The 7079-nt window shown below is 69.1% G+C and carries 4 protein-coding genes; 2 read left to right on the top strand and 2 right to left on the bottom strand.

Annotated elements, in window-relative coordinates:
- Window position 1: 1 nt before the first annotated feature.
- Window positions 2-949, bottom strand: a complete 948-nt coding sequence (locus ABD260_RS19320) for an aldo/keto reductase (RefSeq protein WP_344234991.1) — start codon at window positions 947-949, stop codon at window positions 2-4.
- Window positions 946-2226: a sialidase family protein gene (locus tag ABD260_RS19325; RefSeq protein WP_344234992.1), complete on the bottom strand. Its 1281-nt coding sequence runs from the start codon at window positions 2224-2226 to the stop codon at window positions 946-948. The genes ABD260_RS19320 and ABD260_RS19325 overlap by 4 nt, the downstream gene beginning before the upstream one ends.
- Window positions 2227-2341: 115 nt before the next feature.
- Between ABD260_RS19325 and ABD260_RS19330 the strand changes: the two genes are divergently transcribed.
- Together ABD260_RS19330 and pdxA are read left to right on the top strand one after the other, a co-directional pair.
- The gene (locus ABD260_RS19330; protein ID WP_344234993.1) at window positions 2342-3259 is read left to right on the top strand and encodes a DeoR/GlpR family DNA-binding transcription regulator; all 918 of its coding nucleotides are present in this window, start codon (window positions 2342-2344) and stop codon (window positions 3257-3259) included.
- The gene (pdxA, locus tag ABD260_RS19335) at window positions 3256-6291 is read left to right on the top strand and encodes a 4-hydroxythreonine-4-phosphate dehydrogenase PdxA (RefSeq protein WP_344234994.1); all 3036 of its coding nucleotides are present in this window, start codon (window positions 3256-3258) and stop codon (window positions 6289-6291) included. Before ABD260_RS19330 ends, pdxA begins: the two co-directional genes overlap by 4 nt.
- The last annotated feature ends 788 nt before the right edge of the window (window positions 6292-7079 follow it).

The raw sequence follows: 7079 nt of genomic DNA on the forward strand, positions 1-7079 counted from the left end.
TTCATCGGTTGTACGACGGCATCGGGCCACGCAGCCGGCGCCCGACCGCGTCGCACGCCTCCAGTACGGCAGGCGGCAGCGCCCCGGCGCGCAATGCGGTGATGTTGCCACGCAGATGTTCGGTCCGCGACCCACCGATCAGGACCGAGTCGACGCCGGGCCGGTGCGCGACCCAGCGCAGCGACAGCTCGGCAAGGGTGATTCCTTCGGTCTCGGCGAGCTTGGCCAGTTCGTCGACCGCCTCGAAAAGGTCGGCATTCCAGTACCGGTCCGCGTACATCGCCGCCAGCCGCGAATCCCCGAACCGCCCGTGCTCCGGCCGTTCCTCGTACCGGTGCCGCCCGGTCAGCAACCCACCGCCGAGCGGATTGTAAACAATAGACCGCAACCCGGAGGCAAGCGCCGACTCGACGTACTCCTCCTCGATCCGCCGCGCCAGCAGGTTGTACAGCTGCTGCGCGACCACCGGGTGCGGTACCCCGGCCGCATCGGCGACGCGGCGCAGTTCGACGATCTGCCAGGCGGCGAAGTTGGACACGCCCCAGGCAAGGATCTTGCCCTCGGCAAGCAGTTCGCCGATCACGCCGACGGTTTCCGCGAGCGGTGTCGAACGGTCCGGTTGATGCAGGTAGAACAGCTCGACCCGATCCGTACGCAGTCGACGCAGGCTCGCCTCGACACATCGCCGGACGCCGTCCCGCGACAAGGGGGCCGCACCAGCAGCATCCGGATTTGGTATACCAGCCTTGGTGGCCAGCACGACCTCGTCGCGCCGGGTCCGCAGCAGTTCGCCGAGCATCGACTCGCTGGCACCACCGGCGTACCCGTTGGCGGTGTCGATCGCGTTCACGCCGAACTCCAGCGCGATACCGATCATCTCCGCCGCGACCCGCTCGTCCACGGTGTCGCCGAACGTCATCGTGCCGAGCACGATCGGTGGCAGCGTCATGCGAACTTCCCCCGCGGCACGTGCACGTACTTGATCGCGTCCCGGTAGTACGAGTACGAGATATGCGCGTCGCCCGCTTGGTCAACCACCACGGTCGGGTACGACATCTCCGCCCCACTGCGCTTGCGCGGGAGATCCTTCTCCGGGCCGAGCGTGCTCTCGTTCTCCAGATCGAGTACGCGCGTCCAGGTCAGGCCGGCGTCCCGCGAGCTGAACAAGGTCAGCGGCAGTCGCGCCTGCCCCCAGACCGCGTGCCGCTCCAGCGGTTCCGGCTCGCCCGGTGCGGTGATCTTGTGCTTCTCGCTGTGCATCGGCCCGTCGCCGAGCGGCGCGTCGGCGGGCGCGGCGACCGGGTTCGCGACCATCAGCAGTACGCCGTCGCCGGCGTTCGCGACCTGGATCGACGAGTTGTTGTTCGGTACGTCGAGCGGCGCCGGTACTGTCCACGTCTTGCCGTCGTCGCTGGAAGTGGAACGGTATACCGCGTCCGCCCACCGGCTCCGGAAAAACCCAGCCAGCTCCCGCCCGCCATCGCGGCCCTCGCCGTTGCCTTCCCTGTCCCCGTCGCCACCGTCGCCACCGTCGCCACCGTCGCCACCGTCGCCACCGTCGCCACCGTCGCCAGCGTTGGCGTCGGCGGCGTTGTCCAGGGCAACGATGCACATGTGAACGGCGCCCGTGCTGTCCGGCACCTCGACCTCGGACCAGGACGCGCCACCGTTCTCGGTGATCGCCACCGCGCTGGTGTCCGCATCGCCCCGCCACTGCCGGCCGGGCAGCTGATGACAGTGGAAGATCGGCAGCAGCCAATGCTTGTCGCTCAACTGCACCACACCCTGCCGGACAAACGTGCCCGCGGTCCCGAACAGAGTCTCCGGCTCGCTCCAGGTCGCGCCGAGATCGGTCGACCGCTGCTGCACCACGATCGCGGTGTCCTGCGCGCCGTACTCCTGTGACGTGTACGCGATCCAGAGCTCACCGGTCGGCAAAGTGGCCAGCACCGGGTTCTGCTCGGAGCGGCTGTCGTCGCGCGAAACGCGCACCGGCGCGGTCCAGCTGTCAGTACCAGCCGGGCGCCGGGAGAAGTAGATGTATATGTCCGGCTGACCCTCGGTGGAGCCGCCGAACCATGCGCAGCCAAGCGAGCCATCGGGCAGCCAGGCGAGGAAGGATGCGTGATTCTCGGCGCAAGGCGTCGGGATCAGGGCTTCGGACAGGTCGGGATCGGCGGCATTCGGCCGGACGGTGCCATCGGCCCGGACACTCGGAGTACTCATGTCAGCTCCACGAATCGGCGGAAAGCGTTCACTGCGCTCTTCGCGCAACTCTAGCAGCGTCTTTCGCGCAAGTCTTTGGTACGCTGGGCCCCCGACCGGAGGAGAGGAGTTCACCGTGGCGGGCACCGATACGGGCACTGCGACCGGCCGTCAGACGGGCAGTCAGTCAGACAGCCAGATCAGCAGTCAGACCGGCCCCGAGGCCAGTACAGCGTCCGGCGCGACGACCGGCCCACAGGCCGGCCTCGACCGGCCGCTGCGCTCCCGGGAGCGGCGGGAGGAGATACTCCGGCTGGCGACCGAGAGCGGGCTGGCCAGTGTCGAACAGCTTGCCGAGTGGTTCGGTGTGACCGCGTCCACGATTCGCCGCGACCTCGCGCGGTTGAGCGAAAGCGGCCGGCTCGCGCGGACGTACGGTGGCGCGATCGCCGTACCGAGCTGGACCGAGCTGTCCTTGTCACAACGTGACACCGAGGCGCACGGCGCGAAACGCGCAATCGCCCGTTGGGCCGCGGCTCAGATCGAACCGGGTAGTTCGGTTCTGCTCGACGCCGGTACGACCGTCGCCCTGGTCGCCCGCGAACTGCCCACGGCCGCGAATCTGACCGTCACCACGGCAAGCATTCCCGTCCTGGGCCATGTACAAGGTCGCGACGACATCACCACGCACTGCCTCGGCGGCCGGCTGCGCGCGATGAGCGACGCGTTCGTCGGCCCACTGACCGAAGCCGCGCTGGACCGGATGAGCTTCGACGCCGCGTTCCTCGGCGCCGACGGCGTGACCAGCGACGGCGGCCTCTGCGAAGCCGAGCTGGAACAGACCAGGCTGAAGGAACTGATGGCCCGGCGCGCCAACACCGTGTACGTCCTGGTGCATGCGGCGAAGCTGAACCACCGCCCGTTCCGGTCCTGGGCACGGCTGGACGGTCCGTTCACGATCGTCACGGACGACGAGGCGCCGACCGACGTGGTGGAGGAGTTCCGCAAGGCCGGTCGCGATTTGGTAGTCGTTCCGCGTGAGCCCTCACGATGACGCACCGACCAGCCCGGAGCACACGACCGCCAATCACACCCGCCGACGACCCGACCGCCGCACTTCGCGGTACGCCGCTGCCGACCACTCACGCCGACGACCTGACCGGGTCAGTGCGGGGTGCGGGGCTGCCGATCGCTCATGGCGATGACTTGACCGGGTCAGTGCGGGGTGCGGGGCTGCCGATCGCTCATGGCGATGACTTGACCGGGTCAGTGCGGGGTGCGGGGCTGCCGATCGCTCATGGCGATGACCTGACCGGGTCGGTTCGGGGTACGCGGGGGCTGACGATTCACGCGGATGATCTGACCGGCGCGGCCGAAACCGCATCCGTCTTCCGGCACCTCACGCCGTACGCCCCGACGCTGCAACTGGGGCTCACCGCGCCGGGGTTGACGCCCACCGCGTCGACGGACCGCATCGGACCGGACTCGACGTCGGACGATGCAGGCGTGATGGTGATCGATCTCGATACAAGGCAGTTGTCGGCCGGTGAGGCTGAGCGTTGTGCTCGTACCGCGCTGGCGACCACCGGCGCGCCGCTGTTCACGAAGCTCGACTCGATGCTGCGGGGCAACTACGCCGCCCACCTGCGCGCGCTCGACCCCGCCCACTACCCGGTCGTGCTGACTCCCGCCCTCCCCACCACCGGCCGCACCGTCGTAGACGGCACTCTCCAAATCCCCGGCCGCACTCCGATCAACCTGCACGATGCGCTCTCGGAATTCCCAACGCAAAGCATCACCCCCGCGACCTGGCAAGCCGAGGCGGCGGTTCCGTGGCCAATGGAACCTGGTCGCATCGCGATCGCGGACGCCACTACCGACGAGGACCTGGACCGTCTGGTCGCCGCCACCTGGCACCTCCCCGGCATCCGCTACGTAGGCGCCGGCGGCCTGGCCGCCGCCATCGCCCGCCACCTGACGACTTCTACGCCCCAACCGGAAGGTCCACGCCAACCGGGTGATCCCCGCCAACCGGGTGATCCCCGCCAACCGGATGATCCCCGCCGACCAGAAGGGTCGCGGCACCCGGAAGGGCTGCGCCACCCGCGCGCTCGGGACCGGGCAGTCACGACGACCGCTGCCACCGGAGTTGTGTACGTGGTGGGCACTGCCGAGCCGGTCGTACGCGCGCAACTCGATGCCCTGCAGGAGATTGCCACCGTTGAGTGCGTGACTGTCACCCTCGACGAACTGCTTCCGATGGACAAGCTGGCACAAACTCTCGACTCCGGCGGCACCGTCGTCCTGCAGGCGCCCGTGACACCGGCAGACCCGGCGATCATCACCAACGCCCTCGCCGCCGCGACCTTCGAACTCCTTGCGCAAAGCAACGTTCAACCCGCTCTCGTGCTGACCGGCGGACACACCGCCCGTACGGTCCTGACCGCTCTAGGCATCAACCGCCTGACCGTCACCGACGAGATCCACCACGGCGCCGTACTCCTGCACACACCCGACGGCCGCCCAGTAGTAACCCGGCCCGGCAGCTTCGGCACCCACACCTCCTTCGCCACCATCCACACCACCCTCACCACCACCGACCTCACCACGACAAAAACCACCGCCAACCACACCGCCGACAGCAGCACCGCCGGCCCTACCACCGCCAATCGTGCTGCCGACAGCGCTGCTGGTCGTACGACCGCTGATCGTGCTGCCGACAGCACTGCCGGCTGTACGACCGCTGATCGTGTTGCCGACAGCGCTGCTGGCCGTGCCACCGCTGATCGTGGTGCGGACAGTGCTGCTGGCCGTGCGACCGCTGATCGTGGTGCGGGCAGCGCTGCTGGCCGTGCGACCGCTGATCGTGGTGCGGGCAGCGCTGCTGGCCGTGCGACCGCTGATCGTGCTGCGGACAGCGCTGCTGGCTGTACGAGCGCTGATCGTGCTGCCGACAGAACCGCCGGCCGTACTGCCGCTGATCGTGCTGCCGACGGGACCGTCGGCGGGCGCGTGCACCGACCCTCCTCCCGCCCGGAAGGCGATGACATTGTGACTACTTCAGCTCGTCCGGAACTGCCCTGGATTGCCGTCACCATGGGGGACGGTGCTGGTGTCGGTCCGGAGGTGTGTGTGGGCGCACTGCTCGCCCCCGGGGTTGCCGAGCTGTGCCGGCCGGTGGTGATCGGGGACGCGGAACGGCTTCGGCAGGCGGCCGTGATTCTCGGGGTTGAAGCAGACGTGGTCGCGGTGAAGCAGGTCGACGACGCGGTGTTCACACCCGGCCGGATCAATGTCATCGATCTCGGGTTGCTGCCGGCTGATCTGCCGTGGGGTGCGATCAGCCCGGTCGCGGGCGATGCGGCGTACCAGTACGTACGCGTCGCCGCCGAGCTCGCCCAACGAGGTGATGTTGCGGCGATCTGTACGGCCCCGTTGAACAAGGAGGCCCTGCACGCCGGCGGACATCTGTACCCGGGGCACACCGAAATGCTCGCCGAGCTGACCGGTACGGAAGAGGTGTCGATGATGCTGTCGACGCCGACGGTCAAGGTGATTCACGTGACCACGCACATCGGGTTGATCGACGCGGTTGCGCGGATCGAGCCGGGGCTGGTGGAGCGGACGGTTCGCCGTGGGTACGCGGCGATGCGCAGCGCGGGGATCGCCGAGCCGAGGATCGGGGTCTGTGCGATCAACCCGCATGCGGGCGAGAACGGGCTGTTCGGGTACGGCGAGGAGGCCGAGAAGATCGAGCCCGCGATCACCGCCGTACGCGCCGACGGGATCGATGCCCGCGGCCCCCTTCCGGCCGACACCGCGTTCTTCCTTGCTGGGCGGGGGGATTACGACCTGATTGTTGCCATGTACCACGATCAGGGCCACGGGCCGGTGAAGGTACTGGGCATCGACACCGGGGTGAACATCACCGTCGGCCTGCCGGTGATCCGCACCTCGGTGGACCACGGCACCGCCTTCGACATCGCAGGCAAGGGCACCGTCGCCATCGACAGCATGATAGAAGCCCTCCGCCAAGCCGCCGACCTCTCCAAATCAACCACCCCATCCACCACCCCAACCACCTGATCCACCACGCAGAGCCGGCTGGTCTACGGAGGCGCGACGCGCGAGGTTCACCTCTCGCGTGGCGCCTCCACCCGCCGTATGCAAGGCGTGAAGCCACAACCCAAGAGGTGAACCTGCCCGGGCGCGGGCGCGAATACGGGCCGGTGCCGGATACGGGCTGATGCCGGATGCGGATGCGCGTGCGGGCGCCGGTGCCGGATGCGGACGCGAATGCGGACCGGTGCCGGATGCGGGTGCGGATGTGGGTGCGGTTGCGGGACGCGGTTGCGGTTGCGGTTGTGGGATGCGGATGCGCGTGCGGGCGCCGGTGCCGGATGCGGATGCGGGCGCGGGGTGCGCGATGCGGATGCGGGGTGTGGGTGCGGATGCCGCCGGAGCGGACGTTCGTGCCGGAGCGGATGGAGGTTCGGAACATCAGCCAGTCATCAGGAGCCCACCTCACGGGCGGGACGCACCCTGCGTAACACCGCTGCCGCGCAGTACGCACCCAGCGGCGTCACTCGGCCTAGCGGCTGGCGGGATATGTGCCTGCTGGCGGACTGCAACACGCCAGCCGTGAAACAACCCGGCAGTGGTGAGACAACCCGCCAGCGGTGAGACGCAACCCGCTCGCCAGCCACCCGCCCAACCGCCGCCATCCGCCGCACTCCGCCACGCCACGCCCCTCGGCGCCCCTCCGTGCCGCGCCCTTCCGTGCCGCGCCCCTCCGCGCCCCTCCGCGTCCCGCCGTGCCGTGCCGCGCCCTTCCGTGCCGCGCCCCTCCGCGCCCCTCCGCGTCCCGCCGTGCC

Source organism: Kribbella hippodromi (assembly GCF_039531045.1).
Lineage (GTDB): Bacteria > Actinomycetota > Actinomycetes > Propionibacteriales > Kribbellaceae > Kribbella > Kribbella hippodromi.

Coding starts and splice junctions, on each gene's coding strand:
- pdxA (WP_344234994.1), top strand. CDS start 3,256: ATGACGCACCGACCAGCCCGGAGCACACGACCGCCAATCACACCCGCC.
- ABD260_RS19325 (WP_344234992.1), bottom strand. CDS start 2,226: ATGAGTACTCCGAGTGTCCGGGCCGATGGCACCGTCCGGCCGAATGCC.
- ABD260_RS19320 (WP_344234991.1), bottom strand. CDS start 949: ATGACGCTGCCACCGATCGTGCTCGGCACGATGACGTTCGGCGACACC.